At 70.8% G+C, this 24,381-nt stretch carries 24 protein-coding genes, 1 pseudogene and 2 CRISPR repeat arrays; of the genes and pseudogenes, 12 read left to right on the top strand and 13 right to left on the bottom strand.

Going from position 1 to position 24,381, the window contains the following annotated elements; all coding sequences use genetic code 11:
* Positions 1–104 precede the first annotated feature (104 nt).
* A complete protein-coding gene (locus FHU30_RS27275; protein ID WP_253879569.1) occupies positions 105–437 on the bottom strand; it encodes a hypothetical protein in 333 nt (110 codons plus the stop codon).
* A gap of 454 nt (positions 438–891) precedes the next feature.
* Here FHU30_RS27275 and FHU30_RS27270 point away from each other — a divergent pair, with 454 nt between their 5' ends.
* Entirely contained in the window at positions 892–1,731 is an 840-nt protein-coding gene (locus FHU30_RS27270; protein ID WP_253879568.1) for a sigma-70 family RNA polymerase sigma factor, read from the top strand.
* A gap of 3 nt (positions 1,732–1,734) precedes the next feature.
* Entirely contained in the window at positions 1,735–2,553 is an 819-nt protein-coding gene (locus FHU30_RS27265) for a protein phosphatase 2C domain-containing protein (protein ID WP_253879567.1), read from the top strand.
* Positions 2,554–2,601: 48 nt separating this feature from the next.
* Positions 2,602–2,933: direct repeats of the CRISPR family, unit length 37 nt; unit sequence GCCGCAATGATGACCGGCCGCGGAGGGCCGGTGACAG.
* A 153-nt stretch (positions 2,934–3,086) separates the two neighbouring features.
* On the opposite strand, the gene FHU30_RS27260 is transcribed toward FHU30_RS27265, so the two are convergent.
* From FHU30_RS27260 to cas7g, 5 genes are read right to left on the bottom strand one after another with little or no spacing between them, the layout of a single operon-like run.
* Positions 3,087–4,058: a type I-G CRISPR-associated protein, Cas3-extension family gene (locus tag FHU30_RS27260; RefSeq protein WP_253879566.1), complete on the bottom strand. Its 972-nt coding sequence runs from the start codon at positions 4,056–4,058 to the stop codon at positions 3,087–3,089.
* On the bottom strand, positions 4,045–6,834 hold the full coding sequence (gene cas3g, locus FHU30_RS27255) for a type I-G CRISPR-associated helicase/endonuclease Cas3g (protein ID WP_253879565.1): 2,790 nt from the start codon (positions 6,832–6,834) through the stop codon (positions 4,045–4,047). Before cas3g ends, FHU30_RS27260 begins: the two co-directional genes overlap by 14 nt.
* Positions 6,827–7,279, bottom strand: a complete 453-nt coding sequence (gene csb2 / locus FHU30_RS27250) for a type I-G CRISPR-associated protein Csb2 (protein WP_308211402.1) — start codon at positions 7,277–7,279, stop codon at positions 6,827–6,829. The genes cas3g and csb2 (FHU30_RS27250) overlap by 8 nt, the downstream gene beginning before the upstream one ends.
* Entirely contained in the window at positions 7,255–8,223 is a 969-nt protein-coding gene (gene csb2, locus FHU30_RS27245) for a type I-G CRISPR-associated protein Csb2 (protein ID WP_253879564.1), read from the bottom strand. Before csb2 (FHU30_RS27245) ends, csb2 (FHU30_RS27250) begins: the two co-directional genes overlap by 25 nt.
* A 4-nt stretch (positions 8,224–8,227) precedes the next feature.
* Positions 8,228–9,370 carry a type I-G CRISPR-associated RAMP protein Csb1/Cas7g gene (cas7g, locus tag FHU30_RS27240; RefSeq protein WP_253879563.1) on the bottom strand — a complete coding sequence of 381 codons (1,143 nt, stop codon included), beginning with the start codon at positions 9,368–9,370 and terminating at the stop codon, positions 8,228–8,230.
* 249 nt (positions 9,371–9,619) lie between these two features.
* Positions 9,620–10,392: a CRISPR direct-repeat array (repeat unit 37 nt; unit sequence GCCGCAATGATGACCGGCCCGTGAGGGCCGGTGACGG).
* A gap of 362 nt (positions 10,393–10,754) precedes the next feature.
* On the opposite strand from cas7g, the pseudogene FHU30_RS27235 reads away from it, so the two are divergent.
* The 4 genes and pseudogenes from FHU30_RS27235 to FHU30_RS27220 form a co-directional block, all read left to right on the top strand.
* A pseudogene (locus FHU30_RS27235) lies at positions 10,755–10,934 on the top strand (acyl-CoA thioesterase); the annotation flags it as partial.
* A 204-nt stretch (positions 10,935–11,138) separates the two neighbouring features.
* Positions 11,139–12,041, top strand: coding sequence for a hypothetical protein (locus FHU30_RS27230; RefSeq protein ID WP_253879562.1), 903 nt, complete (start codon positions 11,139–11,141; stop codon positions 12,039–12,041).
* Between the two features lie 98 nt (positions 12,042–12,139).
* Entirely contained in the window at positions 12,140–13,042 is a 903-nt protein-coding gene (locus FHU30_RS27225) for an AraC family transcriptional regulator (RefSeq protein ID WP_253879561.1), read from the top strand.
* An 84-nt stretch (positions 13,043–13,126) separates the two neighbouring features.
* The gene (locus tag FHU30_RS27220) at positions 13,127–14,128 is read left to right on the top strand and encodes an LLM class flavin-dependent oxidoreductase (RefSeq protein ID WP_253879560.1); all 1,002 of its coding nucleotides are present in this window, start codon (positions 13,127–13,129) and stop codon (positions 14,126–14,128) included.
* Here FHU30_RS27220 and FHU30_RS27215 read toward each other — a convergent pair.
* Together FHU30_RS27215 and FHU30_RS27210 are read right to left on the bottom strand one after the other, a co-directional pair.
* A complete protein-coding gene (locus FHU30_RS27215; RefSeq protein ID WP_253879559.1) occupies positions 14,101–14,643 on the bottom strand; it encodes a hypothetical protein in 543 nt (180 codons plus the stop codon). The genes FHU30_RS27220 and FHU30_RS27215 overlap by 28 nt on opposite strands.
* Positions 14,644–14,709: 66 nt before the next feature.
* Complete coding sequence (locus FHU30_RS27210; RefSeq protein WP_253879558.1) at positions 14,710–15,318, bottom strand: hypothetical protein; 609 nt, start codon at positions 15,316–15,318, stop codon at positions 14,710–14,712.
* A 320-nt stretch (positions 15,319–15,638) separates the two neighbouring features.
* Between FHU30_RS27210 and FHU30_RS27205 the strand changes: the two genes are divergently transcribed.
* The 3 genes from FHU30_RS27205 (at position 15,639) to FHU30_RS27195 (ending at position 16,818) form a co-directional block, all read left to right on the top strand.
* On the top strand, positions 15,639–16,031 hold the full coding sequence (locus FHU30_RS27205; protein WP_253879557.1) for a hypothetical protein: 393 nt from the start codon (positions 15,639–15,641) through the stop codon (positions 16,029–16,031).
* A 123-nt stretch (positions 16,032–16,154) separates the two neighbouring features.
* The gene (locus FHU30_RS27200; RefSeq protein ID WP_253879556.1) at positions 16,155–16,433 is read left to right on the top strand and encodes a WhiB family transcriptional regulator; all 279 of its coding nucleotides are present in this window, start codon (positions 16,155–16,157) and stop codon (positions 16,431–16,433) included.
* Positions 16,434–16,440: 7 nt separating this feature from the next.
* Positions 16,441–16,818 (top strand): hypothetical protein, encoded by a 378-nt coding sequence (locus tag FHU30_RS27195; protein WP_253879555.1) that lies wholly within the window; start codon positions 16,441–16,443, stop codon positions 16,816–16,818.
* A 232-nt stretch (positions 16,819–17,050) separates the two neighbouring features.
* Here the strand turns inward: FHU30_RS27195 and FHU30_RS27190 are convergent, their stop codons facing one another.
* Positions 17,051–18,382 carry an ABC1 kinase family protein gene (locus FHU30_RS27190; protein ID WP_253879554.1) on the bottom strand — a complete coding sequence of 444 codons (1,332 nt, stop codon included), beginning with the start codon at positions 18,380–18,382 and terminating at the stop codon, positions 17,051–17,053.
* 164 nt (positions 18,383–18,546) lie between these two features.
* On the opposite strand from FHU30_RS27190, the gene FHU30_RS27185 reads away from it, so the two are divergent.
* Positions 18,547–19,341 carry an enoyl-CoA hydratase/isomerase family protein gene (locus tag FHU30_RS27185; protein WP_253879553.1) on the top strand — a complete coding sequence of 265 codons (795 nt, stop codon included), beginning with the start codon at positions 18,547–18,549 and terminating at the stop codon, positions 19,339–19,341.
* Positions 19,342–19,472: 131 nt separating this feature from the next.
* Here FHU30_RS27185 and FHU30_RS27180 read toward each other — a convergent pair whose 3' ends face one another.
* Positions 19,473–20,255, bottom strand: coding sequence for an SDR family oxidoreductase (locus FHU30_RS27180; RefSeq protein WP_253879552.1), 783 nt, complete (start codon positions 20,253–20,255; stop codon positions 19,473–19,475).
* Between the two features lie 303 nt (positions 20,256–20,558).
* Between FHU30_RS27180 and FHU30_RS27175 the strand changes: the two genes are divergently transcribed.
* Both FHU30_RS27175 and FHU30_RS27170 read left to right on the top strand, forming a co-directional pair.
* Complete coding sequence (locus FHU30_RS27175; RefSeq protein WP_253879551.1) at positions 20,559–21,137, top strand: M48 metallopeptidase family protein; 579 nt, start codon at positions 20,559–20,561, stop codon at positions 21,135–21,137.
* Positions 21,134–21,790, top strand: coding sequence for a hypothetical protein (locus FHU30_RS27170; RefSeq protein WP_253879550.1), 657 nt, complete (start codon positions 21,134–21,136; stop codon positions 21,788–21,790). The genes FHU30_RS27175 and FHU30_RS27170 overlap by 4 nt, the downstream gene beginning before the upstream one ends.
* Positions 21,791–22,054: 264 nt before the next feature.
* Here FHU30_RS27170 and FHU30_RS27165 read toward each other — a convergent pair whose 3' ends face one another.
* The 3 genes from FHU30_RS27165 to FHU30_RS27155 all read right to left on the bottom strand — a co-directional run bounded on the left by FHU30_RS27165 (position 22,055) and on the right by FHU30_RS27155 (position 24,314).
* Positions 22,055–22,579 carry an NUDIX hydrolase gene (locus FHU30_RS27165; protein WP_253879640.1) on the bottom strand — a complete coding sequence of 175 codons (525 nt, stop codon included), beginning with the start codon at positions 22,577–22,579 and terminating at the stop codon, positions 22,055–22,057.
* A 122-nt stretch (positions 22,580–22,701) separates the two neighbouring features.
* Positions 22,702–22,878 carry a hypothetical protein gene (locus FHU30_RS27160; protein ID WP_253879549.1) on the bottom strand — a complete coding sequence of 59 codons (177 nt, stop codon included), beginning with the start codon at positions 22,876–22,878 and terminating at the stop codon, positions 22,702–22,704.
* Positions 22,875–24,314: a zinc-dependent metalloprotease gene (locus tag FHU30_RS27155; RefSeq protein WP_253879548.1), complete on the bottom strand. Its 1,440-nt coding sequence runs from the start codon at positions 24,312–24,314 to the stop codon at positions 22,875–22,877. The genes FHU30_RS27160 and FHU30_RS27155 overlap by 4 nt, the downstream gene beginning before the upstream one ends.
* Positions 24,315–24,381 lie beyond the last annotated feature (67 nt).

Below are 24,381 nucleotides of genomic sequence, written 5' to 3'. Positions count from 1 at the left end.
GCCGGGCGCGCACAAAAACGTCCCGCCGGTGACCCGACGGGACGTGAAGGGGATGTTTCGTTGCTTGCGTGGTTCGAACTCGCTGCCAGCCGCGGTGAGCTGGATCAGTGCACCGAGGCGATCTGATGCAGCGCGGGCGCCACCGGCAGGGCGGGCTTGCTGAACTGCCGCCTGCTCCGGCGCGTGGACGTCTCCGCCACCGCCGACACAAGCAACGCCTGCCACAGCGCCGGGGACAGATCGATTCGGATCCGCTGGTTGCTTCCAGCGCACCGCCGCGCGCCGTCCTTGTGCGGCAGGAGCATGCCGCGCCGCCACACCCGCCACGTCCCACAGTCGGGACACACCATCGTCGGGTGACGACCAGCCGGCAGCGAGAGCTGGTGCGGAGGCATCGAGCTGGCGAGAAGTATCGGGCGACCGTTGTGCCTGGTCATGCGGGAGTCTCCCCAGGAAGAAGGTGAACGAGCCGTGCTGTGCGTTCTCCGCCCACCACGGACCAGACGACCGATCGACCAACGATCGGAGCCCGGGCCGTGATGGGCAGGCAGCGCAAGCGCCTGCCTGATCACGGGGCGCTGCACCGACCGGGAGGACCTGGGGACTTTGTGAAGCATCGACCCAGGCACACGAGTTCTCTCGCGATCGCCAACGCCTTATGGGGATGTCAAGAACCGATCAGTCCGGTCTGAGGTCGCCCGCAGACAGAGGACCAGGAGCTACTTCAGTTGTCGTCCCTGACCATCCAGGGGCGTTTCCCCTCTTCCTTAGGTGTTAAGGGAGGGTTAGCAAGACAGTGGCACCGTGCCGCTGATGCTGTCAAGCCCCCCTTATCACTAGGCTGTGAGGAGATCCGCGTCGGGCGGTTGAACGCGGCAGGGGAGGAGACGCGTGATCGAGGAGGTGCGGCGACTTGCTCGGGTCGAAGACCACGAGGTCAGAGCGCGTGAGGCCGCGAAGCTGATGGCAGAGCTGCAGGAAGCCGTGAAGGAGACGGCGCGCATGCGGCGCGAGAGCATTCAATGGCTTCGCGATCACGGCCGCTCGATGGCGGACGTGGCTCGGCTGATGGGAGTGAGCCGCGCCCGCGTAGCGCAGCTCAAGGACGCTGGTCCGGCCCCTGAGCGCGCCTTCCTCGGGATCGGACAGCTCAGCGTGGCCGTGCCGGAACGTCCAGGCGGACGCCGCCTCGTCGCGCGCGCGGATGCGGCGACCGGCCAGACCGTCTTGAGCGCGGCGTCATCCCTGGGCCTTGCGGGGGAGCTTGAGTACATCCCGCTGTCCGGCGAGATCGATCTCAACCGTGACGACTTGGTGGTGATCTGCGGCCCGAAGACATCCCCTGTCACTGCGGCCGCCCTTCAGGCCGATCCGAGGCTCGACTTCCACCAGCTCCCCGACTCCCGATGGGCGATCAGTGAACGCGGGACCGGCGAGACGCACGTGTCACCGTCCGATGATCCCGACAACCCGGCCCCCCAAGACATCGCCTACCTTGGCCGGCTTCCCCGGCCGGACGGTCAGGGGACGTTCCTTTTCGTCGCGGGAGTCCACGCGATCGGTTCCCTGGGCGCTTCGCGATACTTGAGGGAGCATCTCGCCGAGCTCTATGACGAAGTCGGGACTGAGCCCTTCTCGATGGTGATCACTTCCGAGTACGACCCCGAAGCGGAGGAGATCCTCTCCACGCGCGCGCTCACCCGTCCGCTCCGTCATGCCGGGAGTGCGTGAAGCATGGAGGTCTCGTTTGCCAGTTGGGCCAAGCAGCCCGATCGCCCCAATGAGGATTACGTCCTGGCGACGCCCGACGTGGTCGTCCTCCTGGACGGTTCAGGCGTCCCACCAAGCGCGGAAACGGGATGCCGTCACGGACTGCCCTGGTTCGTGCGCACGCTGGCGAACAGCATGATCGGCACCGCCCAGCAGACAGACAACTCCCTGGCGCGAGCGCTGAAGCAAGCGATCGAACTAACCGCCCTGGCCCATGCGGACACTTGCGATCCGAACCACCCCGTATCCCCGTCCTCAACAGTGGTCGCCGTCCGCCGACACGATGAGAACCTCGAATGGCTGGTGCTGGGGGACTCCTTCCTCGTGATGCGAGGGCGTGCTCAGATCGAGGTCATCACCGATCAGCGGCTCAAACACGGGGCGGTGAAGCAACGAAGTGCACTTCGGCGAGCCGACGGCCGGAACCCAGAACTTTGGAACGCCTTGGTGACAGAGGAACGGCGACTCCGCAACCATCCGGACGGCTACTGGATAGCCGCTGGCGAACCCGAGGCCGCCGACCATGCACTGACAGGCATTGTGCCGCTGGCCGACCTGACACACGCCCTGTTGTTCTCCGACGGCGGCGCCCGTCCCGTCGACCCTTTCGGTGTAGTGACCTGGGACGAGTGCTTCCATGACCTCGCCCAGAACGGCCCTGCCGCATGGCTCCGACGACTCCGCGAGATCGAGAACAGCGACCCTGATCGCACTCGCTGGCCGCGCTCCAAGCGCCACGACGACGCGACAGCGGTCCTGATCAGCTTGGAAGATGCTGAGTGAGCCGGTGACGGGGCTGTAGCCCTGGCTGGTCTGGATCTGCGTCAGGGAGCTGCAATGATGACCGGCCGCAGAGGGCCGGTGACAGTCGCGCCCCCGGACGGCCCTACCTTCCGTCTCAAGCCGCCGCCGCAATGATGACCGGCCGCGGAGGGCCGGTGACAGCGGCGCCGTCGTCGGCACCGCATACGCCGGGCCCTCGCCGCAATGATGACCGGCCGCGGAGGGCCGGTGACAGACTCGGCCTGCGCGCGGGCCTGACTCCTTCGGGACAAGGGCCGCAATGATGACCGGCCGCGGAGGGCCGGTGACAGCCCTCAGAAGGCCACAGAAGCGCGAACGCGACGCCGCAATGATGACCGGCCGCGGAGGGCCGGTGACAGGGCAAATGAGCTGTCCTTATCGCTTTGTGTGAGTGCATGCTTACAGTGACCGTGTCCGAGTTGTGTCGCTGTTGAGTTGATTGTGCTTCGGAACCTCCCGGGGATTCGGTGGGCACTAGAGGTTCCGAACCGTCGTGCCAGGGCGTCGGGTGGTCAGAGGCCCACAGGAAGTGGGAGGAGGACGCCGGCGGATTTGGTGTCGCGGAGGGGGCGGCGTTCGGCGGCGGCGACGGTGAACACACCCAGCTGCCGTAGTGGTTCTTTTGCGACGGTGAGGTTGGCCGTGGGGGCGGGGGCCAGCGCGGGGTGTTCTAGGAGGGCTTGGGTCGCTGTTTGGTTGAGGGGCTGGGCCCAGAGGGGCCAGATCATCACGGGGCGGCGGTTGTGGCGGTGCCAGAGGGTGGCGGTGACGCGGTCGCCGTCGCCGGTTAGGCGGAGGAGGCGGAGGGCTTGGGTGGCGAGCCAGGTGGCTCCGGGGACGCCTGCTTCGGTGGACTTGCCGTGGGGGTGGTCGGCGGCGTCGCGGATGACGCGGTAGTCGAGGTATTCGCCGGTGAAGTTGTCGACGCGGCGCCAGGCGGAGAGGGCTTCGTGCAGATGAGCGGGTTCGGCCCGGACTGCTTGGAGCGGGGTGGCGAAGAAGGAGCGGAGGCTCTGCTTGCCCGCGGGCGCGCAGTAGGGAGTGAGGGCGGCTTGGCCTTTGCCATCGACGGCTAGGTCGGTGACCAGGTGGTTGAGCCAGCGGCTGGCTTCGTCGCCGAGTTCGGCGACCTTGGCGGCAAGCTGCGGGTACTGGTCGCGCGGGACGCGCATGGGGTCCTTTTCGCCGCCGGACTGTTCACTGGCGCGGACGGCGCTTTGGCTGGGGCGCCGTAGCGGGAAGCGGTCGTCGACGCCGACGATGGCGGTGTCGGGTCCGGCTCGCTGGACGATCTTCCCCAGCGTCTCGGCGATCTGATGGGTGGACGCTAGATCGCTGTGGAGGATGGCACGGCCGGTGGTGTCGGAGAACGACAATGCGACCGGTTCGGCGTGCTCGCTGGTGAGGACACGCAGCAGGCCGAGGGCGGCGAGGAATCCCAGCGGGTCGGTGCCGTTGAGGGCAGGCAGTTCAACACTGGGCATGGGGCGATCCTTGGTCGTCGCGTTCGGAGCACCAGATGTCGGCCAGCCGGACGATGGCTTCCAGCAGCGCGAGTTGCCAGCGGCCCTGCTGGCGGTTGAGGCGGGCGAAGCGTTCGGGCGCCTGCCAGTCGATGCTGTGGTCGGTGACCTGCAGGGTTCCGATGGTCAGTGGCTGCGGGTCGGGGTCCTGGACGGGCGGAAGGAGCGGGCGCGAGCGGCCGTGGTGACTGGCGACCAGGTGGACGACCAGGTCTCCAGGCGTGTGGGTGTGTTCGGCGATGCGCGCAGAGAGGGCCTCGTGGCGCAGCCCGGCGGGGTATCCGGCCTGGATCCGGGCGCGGCGGAACGCTGCGCGGTCGGCCGGGTCCATGCCAGATTTGGCGCGGGGTGCGATCTCGGCGGCCAGGGCGCGCAGGGGCCGCTGGTAGAGCATGGCTTGGAAGCGGGGGTCGCGTTTGCCTTCGTCGTGCAGCAGCGCGGCCAGGCGGACGGCGTGCTGTAGCGGTTCGGCCAGCCCCAGGTTGGCGGCGAATACGGCGGCTTGGTCTGCGACCTGCTGCTGGTGCTCATTCAACAAGACCGCGCGGCGGACGCCGGCGGATGATTCCAGCGCGCCTTCGTCGCCACGCAGCCCGCCGCCCCGGGACGCCAGGACCAGCACCGGTCCGGCGTCGGAGTGCGCGGCAACCACGGTGCAGCGCTGCCGCAAGAGCTGAAGGTTCCGTTGCAGCGGCAGCAGGTCCGCGTCGGGTTCCAGGAGCTGGGCTCGCACAACCGCTGCAGTGGGAAGGTCGTCCGGGTCGTTCAGCAAGTCCAGCAGTGGCGCGAAGCCAGCCGCCAGTTCGGGGTGGTAGAGCTCCAACGTGGCGGCCAGTTCGGGACGCAACCGCAGCAGCGGGCGTCCGCGACGTTCTGCGAGGTCAGCGACGTCGGGTACCGGGTCGGTCGAAGCAGGATTCCAGCCGAACTGGTCACAGCCACCGCGCTCGGCGGAGACCACGATGAGGTCTCCCGGCTTCACCTCGGTGGCGGTGACCGGTACCGGAGGATCGTCCGGGCCGGTGTAGCGGACGGCGACGTACCCGCCAGGTTCGGCAGCCTCGGCTGTGTCGAGCTGGCCTTCCAGGTCGGAGAGGGTGTCGTCGACCAGGCCGGCGAGCCAGCGCCGGGCCGCGGCGTGAGGGACCTGAAGCATCTCCTCGGTGGCGGGTGGCACTGCACGTAGCGCGCCCGCCCAGCCGGTGAAGCCGCCGGGGAGACCGGCACGCCACACGATCGAGACATCCGCCATCCCGCGCTGCAGTCCGTGCAGGAACGGCGCGACGGGCGTGTCGGGATGAGGCGGCGGAGACGTCCTGGTCCAGGCATCCAGGATGCCAGCGTTCAACCGCGGCGTGTAGGGCGCGGGCGGACGCATCGCAGCACGCTGATCAGGAGTGATGCCGGAGGTGAGCTGCCGCAGCGAGGCGGGCGACACCAGAAGCCCGCCGACCAGATCGGTGGCCTTGGCCGACAAGAGCGGGGCCTGGTCGGTCAGCCAGTCCCAGGTGACTTGCCGCGCGGGCCCGTACACCGGGTCGTCGGCGCCGACGCTGGTGTCGTGGACGACCAGGGCGTGGCTGGCGGACAGGTCGCCGAGCCGGTTGAGGCGCCCGAGCCGCTGGATCAGTGCGGACAAATCCGCCGACTCGGTCACCAGCGCGTCCACGTCCAGATTCGCGCCGACCTCGATCGTCTGAGTGGCGACCACGATCAGCGGCAGGCCGGGAGTGCGGGTTCGTCCGGCGCGCAGCCGGTCGTAGTAGCGGTGCAGCAGGTAGTCGCGGTCGACGGGCCGGATCCGTCCGGTGAGCAGCACTGCGCCGTCGAGCTGCGCGTGTACCGCCCGGGCGCGCGCCACGGTGTTGCACACCACCGCCACCACTCGCCCGGAATCCTGCGGCTCGGCCAAGCGTCGTGCCCAGTTGGCCATGACCTGCGGCAGGACCGTGGCAGCAGACTTGCGGGTCACTTTGGGGGCCAGCAGATGCAGTCGGCGTTCGGCATGCAGCCGGCGGCGGGCGACCGGATGCTGCTCATCGGCATCGCTGATCTGGTGTACCCGGATCGCTGTGTCGTCTGGGGGAGTGGCCGACATCGTCACCAGCGCCGGGACGCCGTCGTCCGGCTCCAATTCCTGCAGCGCGCGCAGCGTCTGCCGGAACGGATCGGCCAGGTGCGCCTCGTCCAGGACGATCAGGCTGTCGGCGCCGACCAGCGCCGCGTCGATGGACCGGAGGTGCTCGCCCACCCCGTAGCCGCGGAACAGCAGCCGACTGCCGACCTGGTCGATGGTGCCGACCACCACGGCGAACCGGTCGGGGCGGTCCAGCCAGCGCCAGGACCACGTCACTCCGCCGCGCATCCGCGTGACCTGCAGCGGCGTCTGGTCACCGGCCTGAAGCAACGCCTCCGCCACTCGCCGCGCGCACGGGCCCGAACCAGCACCCAATGCCTCGGCGAGGCGGCCAGCGTGCCGGTACGCCTCGTCCACGATCAGCCGCCGGTCGACCACGAAGAACAGCCGGCGCCGCGCCAGCTCGGGCCGGACGGCGGCGACGAACACGAACACGTCGATCAGTGAGGTCTTGCCGAGCCCGGTCGGGACGTCCACCACGTCGGGCCACCGCCCGGACGCCAGGATGTCGTTCACCAGCGCCTGCTGCCAGGGGAACGGCCCATGCCCGTGCACCTCGTGCACGAGCGCCTCGAAGTCGGCGGCGGTCAACTCACTCACGCACGCCTCCCTGCGGCGCGAACAACCCCAGCCCCAGATACCGCATCGAGCCCAGCAGCACCGGCCCGACCACCGGACGCTCGAAAGTCACCGTCACGTGCACCAGCGGCCGGATCGGACGGTTCAACGGCATGGTGTCCCGGCGCGGCCGATGCACCGCTCCCCGAATCATGGACGCGGGCGAGAACTCCAGCTCCTGCACCGGCGGATATCCGGCCATCTCCAGCGAACGCTGGATCTCCTTGAGGATGCCGTCGTCGCCGCGCCGCCGCTTGGGATAGCGGTCCAGCATCATCGGCGTCGCCGTCACCCAAGTGCGCGCACCGCGCCGCTGGTCGGCCGTCCACCGCTCCGGCCGCACACCCCACCCCGAGGTACTCGGCTGGAACTCCACCCGCAACCGGCGTCCGTCGCCGTAGCTCAGATACTCCAGCGGTCGCTCCACCAACGCCCCCCACAACCGGGCATAGGCGTTGCGGGCAGCGACTCGGGGATCGCCACCCCCACACCCAGCAGCCGGCCATCGGCATGCCGGTTGTCGACGTTCGGCAACGCCAGATACCCCACATGCGCGGACTCGTCGGCGCCGTGCCCGCTGATCTCGGCCGGGATGTCGGTCCCGATTCGATCCATCACGGCCGCACGCAGCACCGACGTCACCGCCACCACCGCGTCCCCGGGTGGCTTCACCGTCCCGGACGCGAACCTGAACACCAGCAGCTCGGTGAACACCGACCGCGCGGGCGGCTCAGGCGGTGCGACACCCGGCCGGGCATAGGGGACCTCCTGGTCGGCGTTCCACGACCGCTCCCCCTGCGCATACAGCTTCCGCAGCTGATCGCAGTACCCGCCGTAGGGAACCCGCAGGCCGAACTCGGCAGGCTCACCCAGCCGCACCGGAGCAAACCGCGTCCACTCCGCACGCTCGTCCACCACCTCATCGACCACGCTCAGCGTCACCGGCGACGTCGAACGCCCCAGATACGGGACGCCCCGCGCCAACCGCGCCAGCACCTTCAGCGTGTCCGGAGCAGGGGAGGCATGCGGCCACACCACCGCGAACTCCGGATACACCGGCTCGGCACTCAGCCGCGTCTTCTTCCGCCCCGACCGACCCAGCCGATGCTGGCTGCTGGCCTTCTTGTCGGTGGCGTTGGCCACCACATACCCCTCGCGCCGCGCCTGCGTGAACTCCTCACAAGCCCACACCTCCGGTGCCCCGGCCTCCTCCAGCCAGCGCAGCGCGTCCCAATGCTCCTGGACGGTCGCGGACGCGACCAGCGCGCAGAACACCCGCGCCGGATGCGGCGGCCACTCGGCCCGGTCGGCCCGCCGCCCGGCCGCGTCGTAGCGGCCATCGCGCAGCCGCACCACGATCGACAGCGCCACCGGCTCACTCCTCGCCGGCCGCCGCCATCACGGCATGCCGGATCGCCTCGGCCAGGCTCGGAATCGGCGTCACCTCGATCGTGTCGGACGCCATCACCAAACCAGCCTCAGCCGTCCGGTCCCGCAACTCGTGGAAGACCCCGACCGCATCCGCGGCCGACAGGGAGAACTCCTCGACCTCGCCGCCGTCCCGCTCAAACGCCAACGTTTCGCGCACCCGCACCAGGTCACACCCCGACCGAAGCCACACCGACGGCCGATCAAACGCCAACCGATCCCCGGCCAGCGCCAACGCCAGCAACGTCGCCCGCGCCAACTGCGCGACCTCGTCCGAGACGTCCCCGAAACGCAGACGCTCCAGCCCACCCAGCGAGATCCACGCATCCCGCCGCGCCTCACTGATTACCATCCCGCCGGGCGGAGCCCCATCCAACGCGTGCCCATGCCCGATCACGCTGAGCTTCTTGTCCTTGTCCCTGGCCTTGTCTTTGGCCTTGTCCCCGACCGCGATGAACTTCCAGTCACTCTCAGCCCTGGTCTTGTCGTCGATCCCCCCGGACAGGTTCAGCGGATCCTTGCGCATACTGCGCCGCTCACCCTCCTGGGGATCCAGACCGAACATCGAGGACGCGTAGAACCGGGCGAACTTCGCCCACCGACCCTTGCGATGCGAATCCCACGCACCAAAGATCAGCGAACCGGGATCCCGCTCGAACAGCGGCCGCACATCCTCCGCGCTGACCTCCCGCAGCCGCTGCCCCACGTCGCTGTGGTCGAACCGGACCCCGCTCACCAGGCTGTCGCGCAGATAGGCGTCGGCGTACCGGTGCGGGAACTCCAGCGACGTCAGCCGCACCGGCCCCCGCTCGGTCTCAGCTCGCAGTTCGAATAGCGGCAGCTCGATCCGCCCCTTGTCCCGCGCGACCAGCAGCGCTTCCTCGATCCGGTTGGCCTGCGACGGCACCTGATCCAGCACCACCGTCGCCCGCGCCTCCCCATCCACGCGCCGCGACTCCAACAGGTACGGACCCTCGGGGAACGTCGGCGGCATCACCTTGTCATCGGCCGCCGGCCGATACACCCCATGAACCGCCACCCCTGCGTCCGTCCGGTCCTCAGCCACCGCGGCCAACAGCCGCTCCACCACCCGCGCAACCATCCCGACCAACCCCGTCCGATGTGACGCCGAACACGCAACGCAGACGCTACGTCACAGCCCCGACAGAACTCCCCAACGTCGGAAAATCACGGCCGCGCACAACGTCGCTTGGCCACAGATGGCCAGTGACAACCGCCAATGCTGCTCAACGGACAATGCCGCCCAAACTGCAATGATCACTGGCTGCAGAGGGTCAGTGACACCCCAGCGCAGAGAGCGGGCCAGTGTCCCTCCGGAACCGCAATGATGACCGGCCCGTGAGGGCCGGTGACGGGCCGACACCGTCAGGACGCCGAGGGCGTCCGGGTTGCCGCAATGATGACCGGCCCGTGAGGGCCGGTGACGGCGTCCGAGCCCGGAAGTCACCATCCCGGCCTCCTAGCCGCAATGATGACCGGCCCGTGAGGGCCGGTGACGGCCGCCGAGCGCTGCCTGAACCGCCGACATCTGGTGGTCGCCGCAATGATGACCGGCCCGTGAGGGCCGGTGACGGGCCAGGCTGCGCGGCTCGACACGATCGATCTGTCCCAGCCGCAATGATGACCGGCCCGTGAGGGCCGGTGACGGGCCGTCGAACCCGAGGAACGGGACGACCAGGCGGGGGCCGCAATGATGACCGGCCCGTGAGGGCCGGTGACGGTCGGCGAGGTCGAGGGTGTCCTGACGGGCGTGTGCGAAGCCGCAATGATGACCGGCCCGTGAGGGCCGGTGACGGTCTTCGTGAACTCCATGAGCGACCTGTTCCACGCGGCCGCAATGATGACCGGCCCGTGAGGGCCGGTGACGGCGCTGGTGACGACGATCGTCTCCCACCCCACGAGTGCCGCCGCAATGATGACCGGCCCGTGAGGGCCGGTGACGGAACCCGCGTACCGCGCGTCGCCGGGGCCCGAAGAAGTGCCGCAATGATGACCGGCCCGTGAGGGCCGGTGACGGCACGGGAGTCTCCGTCCCCGGAGTGGCTTCCGGGGTGGCCGCAATGATGACCGGCCCGTGAGGGCCGGTGACGGGCTAAATGAGCTGGGACTATTGCTGTGTGTGGCTGCAGCGCCACAAGATTTGCGTCCGTTTTGTTCCACTGTCGAGTTGTTTGTCCTTCGGCACCTCCCGGGGATTTGATGGGCGCTTGAGGTTCCGAAGCAGCAGCATGCCCGAAGGTCGGACCTGTGCGCTAAGGGGGTGCTCCGGATGAGTGGCTGGCTGCTGAGCCATGGGCTGGTCTGAGACGCGAGAAGGCCGGTCACCCTGGACGAGTGACCGGCCTTCCGTGGCCCTGGCGGGCGAGGATTGTGCGTATGGTGTGCCGATGGTCGGCTCTTGGGTGGCGTCATCGGAGTCTTTGCAGGTCAGGACTGTCTTTGGTGATCAAGTTGTTGATCACGCCATGTGGTTCCACAAGCCCTTCAGAACCGACGACTGGCTCCTCTACTACCAAGACACCCCCTTCGCCGGCGGCGCCCGAGGCCTAGCAAGAGGGCAGATTTTCACGCGGGATGGGGACCTGGTCGCCTCGGTTATGCAGGAGGGGCTGATTCGGGTTACGGACGCGTGAGTCGCGGGGGTCAGGTGGGGTCGGGGTTGGTTTCCAGGAGCTCCACCAGGCTGGCGATCATGGTGAGGAGGACGGCGGGGCAGGTGCCGGGTTCGGCCCAGTTCCGCGAGGACGCGGATGGCCCCGCAGCTGATCTTCTCCCGTCCCTCGATCGCCGACCCCCGGACCAGCGGACGGTGCTCCGGCGGGGGCGGGACTGGCATCGTGAGTTCGGTGACTCGGTTTGCGATACAAGGCGAGATGCAGGCGCAGGTTATCGGCGAGATCGGTCCTCTTCGGGCGAAGTGTGGGGGGTGGGAGTTTCCGCTATTTGGGAACGTTTCGTCTTTGGAGCGGGTGCCGACGGATGTGGAGTCGGCGGTCGTGGTGGTGCATGGGGCGCTGCGTAATGCTGGGGACTACTTTTGGATAGTTGAGGAAGCGGCTTGTGGGCGGCGAGTGCTTGTGCTTGCGCCGCAGTTTCTTACGGCTGTCGATGTGCGGGGGCGGGCCGAGTGCCGTGAGTTGCTGCACTGGGAGACCGAGGACTGGAAGGGCGGGTTCGGGGAGGTCAGCTCGTTCGAGGTGCTCGATGCGCTGCTCCGTCGGCTGCTCGATGGCGTGCGCAGGGTCACTGTGGCGGGGAACTCGGCGGGCGGGCAGTTCGTGAACCGGTATGCGGCTGTGGGGAATGTGCCGGACGAGCGGGTGCGGTTCGTGGTGGCCAATCCTTCTACGTATTTGTATTTCGATCGGGTGCGGCCTGGGGTGGACGGGCTTGTTGGGGCTGAGCGCGACCAATGGCGGTACGGGTTCGGGGGTGCTCGGCCTGAGTATGTGAGTGAGAGTGCCGAGTATTACTTCGAGCGCTATCTGGGTCGGGACGTGGTCTACCTGCTCGGGGAGGAGGACGCCGATCCGGGGGCGGCGCTTCTGGAGGTGCATCCGGCGGCGCTTGCTCAGGGGCTCACTCGTTTCGAGCGTGGCGTCCGGTATTACGAGTACCTGGAGCAGAAGGCCGGGGGGAGCCTTGAGAGGCATCGGCTGGTTCGGTTGGCCGGGGTCGGGCATGACGCGCGGGATGTCTTCACGTCCGCACAAGGGGTAGAGGCGCTGTTCGGCGGCTGAGGCGCGGAAATGAGCGCGGCGGGGGTGGCGTTGCGCTTTTCATGGGTGTTCCGTGCGGAACTGGGGTGGGCGCGAGTGTTGAGGAGCTCCACCAGGAGGTGAGCGTCCGGTTCGGGGCGCACTCGGTGCGGGTTCTTGGGGATGTTTGTCTCGGCGGACGGTTCGTCGGGCATCACTGCGGACGGATCGGGCTGCACACGCTGGCGTACGGCGCGGACGTCGAGGTGGTGGTGGACGAGCTGCCCGACGTCTACATCGCGCATGTGCCGCTGGCGGGCGTCCGGGGCGGGGCCGTGGACGGCGTGGACGTCCGGGCGCAGGGGGCCATTGCCGGGCCGGGGCAGCGAATGGCGGTCGGGTGGGGAAGCGGCGCTGCGACGTTGGTGGTCTGCATTCCGCGGGATGTCGTCGAGGGCGCGTTGGGGATGCGGCTGGGCGAGGCGTCGGGGCCGCGCGTGCGATTCGATCCGGCGTTGCGGACGGGCGCTGGGGTGGGCGGCGAATGGGCGGAGTTGATCCGGCGGTTCGCGGAATTCGCGGGGGCTGAGCTTTTGGATCGGTCGCCTTTGGCGGTCGGGCATTTCGAGCAGCTCGTTGTTCAGGGGCTGCTGGACGTTCAGCCGCATTCGTTCTCCGAGGTGCTGGCGAGTGGCGGTGTTGCGGTGGCTCCTCGGGCGTTGCGGAGGGCTTTGGCGTTCTGCGAGGAGCATGCTGACGAGCCGATCACGTTGGCCGATTTGGCTGAGGCCGCGCATACGAGCGTCCGGAGTTTGCAGGAGGCGTACCGGACGCAGCTCGGGACGACTCCCATGGCGCATCTGCGGCAGGTTCGGCTTCGGCGCGCGCACGAAGAGCTGCGGCGGATCGCCCGGGGTGATGGCGAGGGGAGCGTTACCGATGTCGCCTTGCGCTGGGGGTTCGGCCATCTCGGACGATTTTCGGCCCAGTACCGGGACGCTTTCGGAGAGTTGCCGTCGCAGACGCTCCGGGCTATCCGGTAAGCGCGTGATGCTCGGCGTTCGGTGGATAGCCGGTTCGGGTGCCTTCCGCTTTTGATGGTCCTCAGTCAAAGGGAGGGGATGCTCGTGAACGGGGACGACCGGCTGGGGATCGTGTTCGGCAGTCTCACGCCGCCGGAGGAGCTTGCCACCGGGGCCGAGCTGGCGGAGCGGCTGGGTTTCGGCGAGTTGTGGTTCTCCGAGGACTGCTTCTTCACCGGAGGTGTTTCGGGGCTGACGCAGATGCTCGCCTCGACGGGCGGGATCACCGCCGGGCTCGGGCTGGCGAGCGTGATAACCAGGCATCCGGCGGTGCTGGCGATGGAGCTGGCGGGGCTGGCCCGGCTCTATCCCGGGCGGACGCGCGCCACGATCGGGCTGGGGAACGTCGGCTGGCTCAAGCAGATGGGGCTGGTTCCGGACCGTCCGCTAACGGCGGTTCTGGAGACGTTCGACGTGTTGCGCGCGCTGCTGGACGGACGGACGGTCAGCGAGCCGACCAGTGCGCACCATTTCGACGGGATCGAGCTGGCCTTCCCGCCCGAGGAGCCGCCCGAGCTGTGGATCGGCGCGGTGAACCGGCGTGCGCTGCGCGCGGCCGGCGCCAAGGCGGACGGCGTGCTCCTGTCGGTGCTGGCCGGTCCGGAGTACGTCGCGTGGGCGCGGGACGTGATCGCCGAGGGCGCCGCCGAGGCCGGACGGCCCCTCCCGCGGATCACGGCGTTCGCGCTGTCCGCCGCCGATGCCGACGCGTCCGCCGCTCGGGACGCGGTGAGACAGGCCGTCGGGTTCTTCCTCCAGGCCGAGGCGCACACCGATCTGGTCGGACGCTCACCCCACGCGGAGGCCGTCCGGAAAGCGCTGGACGGCGACCCGTTCGACGTTCCGGACGCCTGGATCGACGAGTTCGCCGTCGCGGGCACGCCCGAGCAGGTCGCGGCGCGGCTCGGCGACCTCAACGAGGCCGGTGCCGACAGCGTCGGGCTCTGGCTGTTCCCCGCCGAACGGTACGTCGCGGTGCTGCAAACGATCGCGGACGAGGTGCTGCCGCGCCTCGGTCGTCAGGCTTCGCCGAAGAGCAGGCCGTAGGTCGCGACGTACGCGCCGTCGCCGTCGTCGTGCCGGGCCTTGGGCTGGAAGTCGGGGGCGGTGCGGCTCGCGGCGGCGCGCATCCGGTCCGCGACGACCTGGTGGGACGGCGGGGTGACGGCCAGGAGGGCGAGGAGTTCGGCGCGGTGCTCGGCGGCGTCGGGCTCCTCGGCCAGCAGCGCCGCCTCCGAGTCCTCCAGGGACCAGCCGAAACCGAGGTCCTGCCAGTACGGGAGGACGGCGATCAGGGTGACGGCCTCGGTCAGGTCGGCCGCCATCAGCGTCGCCTGGCCCTCGGAGTCGGCATAGAGGACGGGACCGTCCACTCCGCCGCAGAGGAAGTAGGTGCCGCCCGCGCCGTCCCCGGCGATCGGCGTCAGCGACGTGCCGGACTCCAGGAACACGTCCTCGATCGGGTCGCGGCGCACGATGTCGAAATCGCCCGGCCAGAGCAGGAGGTCGGCGAGCTTCTGGTCGGTCTCGATCCGCCGGAGCAGGGCAGCGTTGTCGGACATGCCGCCTATCTTGCCGCGTCCGGCGGGCAGAGGCGGCACGGAGCGTCCGGCTGAGGCCGGGGAGCGTCAGGGGATGGACGCGGAGCGGAGCGCGTCGGCCAGCGGGGCCAGGTCGGGTTCGGCGGACAGGCAGAGCGCGGCGATCCGGCGTTCCGGGCCGTCCGTTTCGAGGTGGGCGATCAGGTTGCGGGTCTGGTCCGTCCGGCAAGTGAGCTCGGGATCGAACTGCTCCAGGCTCGTCTTCGTCCGCTCCAGCGCTTCGTCGACCAGCGCGGCGGCCTGTTCGGACAGGTCGGACGGGACGTCCGCGAGCACGACTTCGGCGTCGGGGGCGATGCCCGCCGCGAGCATCAGGAACCGGGCGAACACCTCGGTGAATTCGGCGCGGCGCTCGGGGGAGCGGAGGAAGCCGGGCATGATCTCGGCGGTCGAGGACAGCGCGGATGCCATCGCCGTCCCGGGGACGATGTTCCGGTGCTCGGCGCACATCAGCAGGAGCCGCGCGGCGCGGGCCTGGGACGCGAACGACCGGGACAGGCGGCCGGCCAGGTCGTCCGCCTCGTCCTCCAGGCCGCGCAGGCGGTCGCGGGCGCCGTCGATCAGCCGCTGCTGCGCCTCCTCGTAGCCGTCGAGGCGCTCGTCGGAGACCTCGGCGGCGCCGGTCTCGGACTCCACGCGGCGCTTCAGCAGCGGCGTCCGATCCGGACGGCGCAGGGGCCCTGCCGGGTTCCGCGTCCGAGCCCCGCGGGGGTCCGCTCCGGACGTGCGGGTGGCCGCGCGGGTTCATGCGGTGAGTCCTGTGGGACGCGCGGGAAGCGGTGCCGGTTCCGGTGAGACGGGCCACAAAACCGCAGGTCAAAAATATCTTGCTGATTTCGAGCGGATCACCGTACGCTCAGGGCAGGCATTCAGCAGTCGAACGACTGGATCTTGGTCCGGCGGTCGGCACGAGGAACAGAAGGGTGGTGTGTGGTCCGGTGATGAACATGATCTCGATGAGCGCGTGGCGGAACGGGGCCGTGCCCTGCCCGCTTTCCTCGGCGACCTATGCCGGCGCGACCGCTGCCTCCGTCCACACCGGGAACCTCGGTGGCGTGGGCAAACTCGGCGGCGGCAAGCGCATGGACGCGCGGTTCCAGGCTGAGCCGGCCGGCTTCGGCCTGTCCGGCGAGGCACTGCGGCTGCGCGGCCTGATGCAGCAGGTGTCCCGTGATGAGCACGGCGGCAGTGTCCTCCCGGCCACCGGTCTCATCGCCACCGAAAGTGGCGTCGCGACCGACAAGGCCGAGGACGAGCAGCCCATCGCTCCGGCCACGACCCACGTGAACGTCCCCTCCCCGCGAGGAGACGAGTCGGGTCCGTACCCCTGGCGGCGACGACCGGTCTAGAACAGACCGGCGAGCCCCCAGGCCGCGGATTCCGACACCGGAACCCGCGGCCTTCTTCTTTGCCCAGACGACCCGACGACACGAACCCGTTGAGATCCAACGAGAGGAACAAGGGTGACCGTGATGCAGGGGGCTCTCGCGATGAGCGACGAGGACCTGACTCTGCCCTGCCGGACCGACCCGGAGCTCTTCTTCGCCGAGGCGCCCGCCGACGTCGAGCTCGCCAAGGCGCTGTGCGTGGAGTGCCCGCTCCGCCGCGAGTGCCTCGCCGGCGCCCTGGAGCGCAAGGAGCCCTGGGGCGTGTGGGGAGGCGAGCTGTTCGTCCGCGGCGTCGTCGTCCCGCGCAAGCGGCCGCGCGGCCGTCCCCGGAAGCACCCGCTTCCCGACCAGGTGACCGCGTGATCCGGCGATGACCCCGATGACGACCGTCCAGTTCGAGGCACCGGGCGGCGCGACCGTCGAGTCGCGCCGCCCCGTCCCCCAGGAGACCGAGATGAACTTGCTCAGCCAGGACCTGTCGCGCGAGCGAATACCCGTCCGCTCGGACGTCGCTCCCGCCGCGGCCGATCCGCAGGCGGACGCGCCGTCCCTCGCGGCGCTCGGGGTGGACAAGGTGTCCGCCTCCGAGCCGACCGCGACCTCGGCCGCAGCCGTGCGAGCGGACGTGGCGGAGATGCGCGCCGCGCGGGTGCGGGCGCTGCGCAGGGCCCGGCGCGAGGCGCGGTTCCGCGCCGCGCGCGTGAACCGGGCCCTGCTGGCCCCGGCCCCGCGCCGCCCGCTCGACTGATCCGCAACGGCCGCCGCGCGCCCGGCGCGCGGCGGCCGCACCTACCTCGCCGGTTCGGTGGAAGGCCCGGTCCGTTCTTTCTTGGATGGTTTGACGGACCAGCGAGCCTCTCGAACCAGGCCGCCGAGCGTCCGGCCCTCCCTCTCGTTGGCCGGACGCGACGAAACGGGGCCGCGCACCTCATCAGTGCGCGGCCCCGTTCGCTTGCGCGGGCGCGTTCGCTTGCGCGGGGTCAGCCGACCGGTTCCGGGTCTTCCTCGTCGGCGAAGCCGGGGACCCAGGCGAGGGACTCGGCGCGGGCCGGGATCTCGCATTCGAGCTGGCAGAGGACGCCCGTCCCCGCGGACAGGACGCGGTGCACGATCACGTACTGCGGCGGCAGGTTGAGCTGCCGGACGACGTTGGTCGGGCGCAGGTCGGTGACGCGGGCGGCCATGTCGCGCAGCCACTCGCGGTTGAACTTGAAGGTCTCGGTCACGAACGGCTCGGTGATCGGGGCGAGGAACGCCTCCAGGCCCTCGATGTCGACGTCGACACCCTCGCGGATGAAATCCTCGTCGCGCAGCGCGGCCTCGATCTCGTCGATGTCCTCCAGCGTGCCGATGCGCAGCAGGCGGCCCATCCGGTGCTGGAACTCCTCGGGGATGCGGTCCACAGCGCCGAAGTCGAGGACGCCGAGCCGGCCGTCCGGGAGAAGCCGGAAGTTGCCGGGGTGCGGGTCGCCGTGCAGCAGCCCGCAGCGCTTCGGCCCGGACAGCAGGAACCGGCAGTACAGCAGCGCGGCGTGGTCGCGGGTCTCCTGGTCGCCGTCGCTGATGATCTTCGACAGCGGGGTGCCGTCGATCCACTCGGTGACCAGGACGTTCCCGTCCTGCGCGACGACCTCGGGAACGTAGAAGTCGGGGTCGTCGGCGGGGAAGCCCTCGCGCATCCGGGTCTGGGACGCGGCCTCGATCGAGTAGTCGAGCTCCTCGATCACCCGCTCCTTGAGCTCGGCGAGCATCGACTTGACGTCCAGGCCGGGCATCAGCACGCCGAACAGCCGGCCGAGCCGGGCCAGCTGGTTGAAGTCGCTGATCAGCGCCTTGCCCGCGCCGGGGTACTGGACCTTGACCGCGACGTCCCGGCCGTCCTCCCAGACGGCGCGGTGCACCTGCCCGATGGACGCGGCGGCGGCCGGCTTGTCGTCGAACTCCTGGAACCGGTCGCGCCAGTCCTCGCCGAGCGCCTCCGCGAGGACCTTGTGGACGGCCGAGGCGGGCAGCGGCGGCGCCGCCTCCTGGAGCCGGGTGAGCGTGGCCCGGTAGGGGCCGGCGATCTCCGGCGGCAGCGCGGCCTCGAAGATCGACAGCATCTGGCCGAGCTTCATCGCCCCGCCCTTGAGCTCGCCGAGCACCTTGAACAGCTGCTCGGCGGTGCGCTGCTGGATCTCCATGGCGACCGCCTCGGCGGACTTGCCGAAGGTGCGTTTCCCGACGCCCAGAGCGGTGCGCCCGGCGAAACCGAGCGGGAGGGACGCCAGCTTTGCGGACCGCGTCACCGCGCGGCGGGGAAGATCGCTCACGGCGACCATTGTCGCGGCCTGCCCTGGTTCGCGCCATAAAGATCCATGACAAAGCCGACGGCCGGAACTTGCCGCACTTTCACTACCTGCGGAAACATGGTAAGTGTGCGCTTTCTCACGCGGCCGGGGGTACCCGGTCCGGGGCCTGGCGATAGCGTTCGGCCATGGCTGAAGATCGCGTCCTGCTGGTGGAGCGCCGTCCGGGCGGCGTCGCCGTCCTCACGCTGAACGACCCGTCCCGGCGCAACGCCATGTCGGACGAGATGACCGCGGCCTGGAAGGACGCGCTCACCGAGCTGCGCGCCGACACCGGACTGCGCTGCGTCGTCGTCACCGGCGCCGGGACCGCGTTCACCTCGGGCGGCGTGCTGTCCTGGCTCGCCGACACCAACGCCGCCGCGCTGCCGGAGCTGCGCACCCGGATGACCGACTACTACAGGACGTGGCTGATGATCAGGGACCTGGAGGTCCCGACGATCGCGGCCGTGAACGGCCACGCGGTCGGGGCGGGCCTGTGCCTCGCGCTCGCCTGCGACCTGCGCTACGCCGCCGCAGACGCCAAGCTGCTCGCGCCGTTCACCGCGCTCGGCCTGCACCCCGGCATGGCCGCGACCTGGCTGCTGCCGGAGGTCGCCGGGCTGCCGCTCGCGCGCGAGATGCTGCTCACCGGGCGCGTCCTCACCGGGACCGAGGCCGAGGCGAAGGGCCTGGTCAACCGGGCCGTCCCGCGGGAGGACGTGCTGGCCGAGGCGCTCGCCGCCGCGGACCGCGTCGCCGCCCAGGCCCCGATCGCGACCCGCCTCACCAAGGCGGCCCTGGCCAACGGCGGCCACCCCGACATGGCCAGCGCGCTGCGCTGGGAGGCCCTCGCCCAGCCGGTCACCATGACCACCGCCGACATGCTCGAAGGCCTCACCGCCCAGCGCGAGAAGCGCCCCCCGGAGTTCACCGGCCGTTGACCGATCGATGATCGATCATCCCCCGACACGCCCGACCCCCTGCCCACATCCGGCCACCGCTCACGCCTCCGCAGCCCGGGATGCGGGCCTGCCGGGGCTCACGCCTCCTCGGGGGCGCGGCGCCGTCGGGCTCACGCCTTTGCGGGGGTGCGGGCGGCCACGTGGTCAGCTAGGTAGGACTCCCAGGTGCGGGTGCCGCGGGCGGCGCCCTCGCGGGCGAGGTTGAGCCCCTCGCGGTAGGCGCGGCCGATCTTGCCCGCCATCGGGACGGGCAGCATCGGGCGGCGCTTGCCGGCGGCGGCCAGGTAGCTCCGCAGCAGCTCGGGCAGGGTGTAGTCGGTCGGGCCCGCCAGGTCGGGGACGAGCCCGGCGGGGGCGCCGAGGGCGAGTTCCGCCAGCCGGTCCGCGACGTCCCGCTCGTCCACGGGCTGGAAGCGCAACGCGCCGGGGGCCGGGACTACAGGGCTCTTCGCCATCTTCTGCGCGATGCCGAGCACCAGGCTGTGGAACTGGGCGGGCCGGAGCGTCGTCCAGGGGACGCCCGAATCCGCGACGGCCTGCTCGGACGCGAGCTTCGAGCGCAGCCAGGCGATCGGGACGCCCTCGACCCCGGTGACCGAGACGTAGACCAGGTGCCGCGCGCCCGCGCGCTTCGCGGCCTCGGCGAGGTTCCGGGTGGCGATCTCGTCGCCCTTCGGCCCGCCCGCCAGGTGGACGACGGTCTCCGCGCCCGCGACGGCCTCGTCCAGCCCGTCGCCCTGGAGCAGGTCGCAGGCCACGTACTCGGTGCCGTCCGAGGCCGGGCGCGCGTGCCGGGTGAGCACCCGCACCTCGCGTCCGGCCTCCCGCAGCCGCGGGACGAGCAGGGAGCCGAGCGTCCCGGTGCCGCCGGTGACGAGGATCGGTGCGGTCATGGCTTCTCCGTTTCCGAGGGACGGCGCGCCGGAGCGCCGTCGTCACCCCCTCGACGGATCGCGCGCCGGGAATGTGACGGGCCCGCCCCGGTTTCTTGATCGGCTCCGCTGAGAGCGAACTTCCGTCACGCTCCGTACTCTTTTCGGTCTGACCGAATTCACCGAAGGTCCTTCCGGAGCGGTGTCCGGACCGTCCCCGCGGCGGCTACGAGCAACCCCTAAGCGGGGAAAACATCGGTGCTGAGCTGGGAAAACGGCCAACCCCCCCTGTGGCGGGCGCAAAGTTTTGGGTACGGTTCTAGCGTGCCCCCAAACGTTGAGGTCCGCCGGAGCAGCAGACGTCGGCGGACGGTGTCCGCATATCGGGACGGGGACAAGGTCGTGGTGATGCTGCCGTCCCGGCTCAGCAAGGCCGAGGAGGAGCAGTGGATCGCGACCATCCTCCAGCGCCTCGCCGACCGTGAGCGCCGCCGCCGTCCGAGCGACGCCGACCTGGAGAGCCGCGCGCACGAGCTGAACCGGCGCTACCTGGCCGGCCGGGCCGTCCCCGCCAGCGTCCGCTGGGTGGAGAACCAGCGCACCCGCTGGGGCTCCTGCACCCCGGACGACGGGACCATCCGGCTGTCCACCCGGCTGCGCGGCATGCCGTCCTGGGTCGTGGACTACGTCCTGGTCCACGAGCTGGCCCACCTGCTCGTCCCCGGCCACGGCGCCGACTTCTGGGAGCTGGTCGGCAACTACCCCAAGGCCGACCGCGCCCGCGGCTACCTGGAGGGCGTCGCCGCCGCGGCCCACCTGCCGATGGAGTCCGACACCTCCGACGAGGACGGCCTCCGCCACGGATCGGACGAGGACGACCTCCGCCACGGAGTGGCCGGTTGACCGACCAGCCCGCCCCCCGCGACGTCCCGCGGGCCGTCCGCTACGCGGCCGTCCTCTCCCTGCGCGCCCGCCGCCAGGCGGAACCGCCGCCCGGTGTGGACGCCGACGAGTACCGGCTCGCGCTGCTGGAGGACACCTACGAGGTCGTCGCCGGGCTGGAGCTGGTCACCGCCGCGCTCGTCCTCGACCCGCCCGAGCAGCCCGACGTCGAGGCGCTGACCTGGCCCGGGACCCCGATCGTCCGCGAGCCGACGCTGCCCGCCGCGTTCGCCGCGCTGCACGCGCTCGGCGCCACCGAGGCCGCGCTCCTCGCCCCGGACGCCCCGGACCTGCCGCCCCTGCTGCTCGGCAAGCTGTTCCGCGCGCTCGGCCAGGCCCCGGCCGCCGCCTGCCAGGCCGCCGGCGGCGGGCTCGTCGCCCTGGCGGCCCGCCTGCCCCTGCCGTCCTGGCTCGAAACCGCCCTGGCCGACGCCGATCTGGACGCCCCCGACGCGCTTTCCAAGCTCCGTGCCGCGGCGCCGAGGCCCGGGCAGATCCCGCAGGGGCCGAGCTGGCACCGGCTGCGCACCCCGGACGACGTCGCCCTCCTCGACCCGGGTCTCGAAGGCTGGGAGTCAACCCGAGCCCTTCTGGAAGGCAACCCCATCCACTGAAACGGCCGCGCCCGCCGACCCGGGCGCCCGCCGCCCACGGCCTTTACGGACACACCCTGAAGAGCGTCCCCGGGGTGCCGTCCGCCCGGATCGGCCGCGTCGACGCCCTGCGCTGAGGCGCGCGTGGTGCAGATCACGTGCTATAGCCCGCCCGGCAGCCCACTCCGAAACGCGGGACGGACGACGCGCTTCACGGGCGGGCGGTTGCCAACAGGCGCCGGACGGCTCGGTGCAAGGCCGTCGGCGAACGCCGGACGGGTCGGTTCAGGGGCGGGCGGCCGACACCAGGCGGCGGAGGGCTTCGTCGGCGGGATGGGGGAGGGCGTCCAGGGGGAACCAGCGGAGATCGTCCGACTCGTCGCTGAGCGCGGCCCGCGCGCCGGGCGGGGCGACCGCGACGTACTGGACGTCCAGGTGCCACGAGCCCTCGGGGTGGCAGCGGACGGCGTGCCGGTCGAGCCGCACCGGCTCCGGCTCCAGGACGAGGTCCGGGATGCCGGACTCCTCGGTGGCCTCGCGGAGCGCCGCGGCCGCGAGCGTGCTGTCGCCCGGCTCGCAGTGCCCACCGAGCTGCAGCCACCTCTTGATCTTCGCGTGCAGGGTGAGCAGGACGCGGGAGCGCGAGGAGTCCAGCACCAGCGCGCTCGCCGTGATGTGCCCCGGCACGCACTCCCGCCACGTCCCGTCCGGGTACGCGGCCAGATGATCGAGGAACCCGTCGCGGACGCGGGCCTGCTCTGCGTCCGGCGCCGTCCACGACGAGAGGACGCGAACGGCATCCGAATGCAACCCGCCGGGTGACGGCGCTCTCGGCGGCACGATGTTCTCGCGGGCAGGCGTCACCGGCCCGTTCGGCGCCTCGTCCCCGGCAGCGGACGGGGACGAGGCGGAGTCCGCGGGTGGGGGAGCGGTCACACTCGTCCCACGCGCGGGTAGCTGGAGTTGGCGCGCTGGTGGCGGCGGCGCTCCTGGTCGCTGGGGCGCTGCCAGCACAGCGCCCGGCGGGCCGTGCGGCGGCGCATCAGCGCCGACCGGGTCAGGGTCAGCGCGCAGCCGTTGACGTGCGAGGCGGGACGGGCCGTGCTCATGCGCCCGGCTCCGCGTCGCCCTTGCCCTTATCGTCGCCCTCGTCCGGATCATCCGGCTTCTCGGCGGAACCGCCCTCGCCCGTGTTGCCCTCGGCCGTCGCCTCCGGCTCGTCCGGGGTGCCGGACTGGGTGAGCGCGGTCAGGTCGGCGTCGGACAGGCCCGGGTTGTCGGGGTCGCCGTGCACGTAGGCGTCCGGGTCGGCGAGGTCGTCGGCGGTGGGGAGCAGGTCGGGGTGCTCCCAGACCGCGTCCCGGCCCTCGGCGCCGCGGACGTCGGTGAGCGTGCGCCACAGCGCCGCGGCCTCGCGCAGCCGCCGGGGCCGCAGCTCCAGCCCGACCAGGGTGGCGAAGGTGCGCTCGGCGGGACCGCCGGTCGCGCGCCGCCGCCGGACGGCCTCGGCGAGCTTGACCGCCTCGGGCAGCCGGCCCTCGGCGACCCGGTTCACGACCGTGTCGACCCAGCCCTCGACCAGCGCGAGCGTGGTCTCCAGGCGGGCGAGCGCGGCCTTCTGTTGCGGTGTCTCCGGGGGTGTCAGGGAGATCCCGTCGCCGAGCGCCTCCTGGAGGGCCTCGGGGTTGGACAGGTCCATCCCGGAGACGGCCTGCTCGATGCCCGACAGGTCGACGGTGATGCCGCGGGCGTAGTCCTCCACGGCGCCGAGCAGGTGCGAGCGCAGCCACGGGACGTGCGCGAACAGCCGCTGGTGGGCGGCCTCGCGCAGCGCCAGGTACAGCCGCACCTCGTCGTCGGACACCTCCAGGCCGTCGCCGAACGCGGCGACCGCGGCGGGCAGCAGCGCGCCGACCCCGGCCGGGGCGAGCGGCAGGCCCACGTCGCTGGACGAGGTGACCTCCTTGGCGAGCGCGCCGAGCGCCTGCCCGGTCTGGCCCCCGACCATGGCCCCGGCCATCTGCCGGACCATGCCGATCAGCGGGCCGGCCATGGCCTGCATCTCGGCCGGGACGTCCTCGCCGAGGCCGCCGCCGAGCGCGCCGCCCATCGCCTCGACCATGCGGGAGGCGATCGGGTCGCAGACCTTCTCCCAGACCGGGAGGGTGCCCTCGATCCACTCCGAGCGGCTCCAGGCCTGCGGGGTGCGGATGCCGGCGGGCAGCGTGGTGCCCTCGTCGAGCCACAGGTCGGCCAGCCGGAGGGCCTCCACGACCTTGGTGCGCTCGGCGTCCAGGACGGACGGGTCGCCGCCGTCCTCCACCACGGTGTGCCGCGCGATGTTCTTGGCCAGGTCCCAGTTCAGCGGGCCGTCGCTCCCGGATCCGGGTGCGCCCTGGGTTCCGATCATGTCGGCGAAGCGGTGCAGCATGTCCGCGAACTGCCGCATGTCGCCCATGTCGCCGCCCATGCCGCCGAACGGGTTCTGGGGCTTGTCGTCGTCACCGTCGCCCGGACGGTTGAAGCCGAACGGAGTGTCATTCATCGGTTTGCCCCTGGCATGCATGATGGGCTCATATCCGCAACGTTAGCCGGTCCCGGCGAGGTCGCGT

The sequence above is a fragment of the Actinomadura rupiterrae genome (assembly GCF_024172125.1).
Taxonomy (GTDB): Bacteria; Actinomycetota; Actinomycetes; order Streptosporangiales; family Streptosporangiaceae; genus Spirillospora; species Spirillospora rupiterrae.
Note: the sequence above shows the minus strand (reverse complement) of the source record. Positions and strands in the feature narration are given on the sequence as shown.